The organism is Streptomyces sp. TRM68416 (genome assembly GCF_014596915.1).
Taxonomy (GTDB): domain Bacteria; phylum Actinomycetota; class Actinomycetes; order Streptomycetales; family Streptomycetaceae; genus Streptomyces.
In genome coordinates, this window is sequence record NZ_JACVWU010000067.1 from 1 (window position 1) to 1,465 (window position 1,465).

At 65.7% G+C, this 1,465-nt stretch carries 2 protein-coding genes and 1 pseudogene; 1 reads left to right on the plus strand and 2 read right to left on the minus strand.

Going from position 1 to position 1,465, the window contains the following annotated elements; genetic code table 11:
* Positions 1-240: 240 nt before the first annotated feature.
* Complete coding sequence (locus ICC28_RS41015; RefSeq protein ID WP_223190793.1) at positions 241-690, minus strand: hypothetical protein; 450 nt, start codon at positions 688-690, stop codon at positions 241-243.
* A 3-nt stretch (positions 691-693) separates the two neighbouring features.
* Here ICC28_RS41015 and ICC28_RS39915 point away from each other — a divergent pair.
* Positions 694-804 (plus strand): annotated as a pseudogene (locus ICC28_RS39915) (IS5/IS1182 family transposase); the annotation flags it as partial.
* Positions 805-844: 40 nt separating this feature from the next.
* Here the strand turns inward: ICC28_RS39915 and ICC28_RS39920 are convergent.
* On the minus strand, positions 845-1,465 hold a 621-nt coding region (locus ICC28_RS39920), incomplete at its 5' end, for a barstar family protein (protein ID WP_223190795.1).

Genomic DNA, 1,465 nt, shown 5'->3' on the forward strand with positions numbered 1-1,465 from the left:
TTCCAGTCCCACTTGGACGCCACAGCCGAGTTCCCCCTCATCAACACCGTCGCGGCTCACCCCTCCAGCAGGTCCTCCAGCCGATGGGCGAGAGCGCGAAATCCCGCACGGCCACTTTCCGGAGCCGTGGAATCGGGCCGCAGTATGCCCGGGAGGAAACTGGTCCGCCACACCCGGAACATGAGCGGCGCGGTATTGCGGTCCCCCTGTCCTGACAAGCGGCCACAGATGTCCAGGGCCTCAACGACTCTCTCCGCGTCCGCTCCTGTCACCTGCCCCTGGGCCACTCCGGCGGTGACAAGAGCCTGCAGGAAGTACGTCAGTTGAAGGTCCCGCGCCCATGCGGCACATACGCCGGACGATCCGCGGCTCTTCGAGTTCCTCGATCCGGGGCGAGATCTCCTGAATGTTGCCGGACCACAGCAGCAGTGACGGCGCGGTGACCTGGTGGTCCCGCAGCCAGCCGAGTTGCTCGCCAATCGCCATGGACTCCGATGAGAACCTGCCGGTCTCACGGATCAGGTCGAGCAGCCGGTCCACATCGGCGCGGTGCCGTTCCACCAGGTCGCCGACCGACGCTTCGGCAACGCTCCAAGTACCGGTGGCGCTCACGGCTCCGATCTCCAGAATGCCGCCGAGCGGCCCGAAGATCTCACGTGCGAGCACCTGGCCCGGCTGCTGCGCGATCACCGCATGACGGCCGGAACCCGCGGTGGCAGGCGTGCGCTGGGCCGCTTCCGGCAGGCCGTGCTCGTCCTGCGCTGGTTCATCGACAACGCCCACCTCTCCCAACTCGCCCGCGACTCATCGACCTCGGCCACGAGGATGCCGACGAGGTCGTCCGTCAGTGCCATTCCTCGGGATTGAGTGCGGCCCCGACGTAATTCTCTCCCATGGTGACGGTCAGGTCCCGTTGGCTCACACGACGTGTGATCTCCTCCGGATCGAACTCGCTGAATTGAAGGACGAAATGCTCCGCGACGGCGGGCCGATCCTGCGGGACACCGTCAAGGTCGACATCCGAATTCGCTCGGTCGGCCCCTTGGCACAGCACTGACACGAAGAGGGGGAAGTGTTCCGTTCCCAGCAGTCGATCCGCTTCGTCGATGACAACGGCGATCCCCACGCCCCGGGTCACCGCGCCGCACAAGTCGTCCAGGCAGTCCACCATGGCGTCCCAGTTCCTACCGAAGTAGCCGGGAAATTGCAGGGCCTCGGCGAACGCGGCGTAGATTCCCTGCTCCGTCAGCAGATCGCGGGAGTCGAGCCGATGGACACGGCCCCCGCTCGCCTCCAGGCTCGACAGCTGCCGACGGACCTCGGCATCTCCCTGCGGCACGAAGACGACCCAGGGCTCCGAAGTTCCCGTGATGTCAAAAGCGGTCATTTCTGGATCACCTTGTGAGGCGTTCAGGGCCCCTGATTTCCTTGCCACAGCCCACGTCAGAAGCCCCAGGGATCGGCA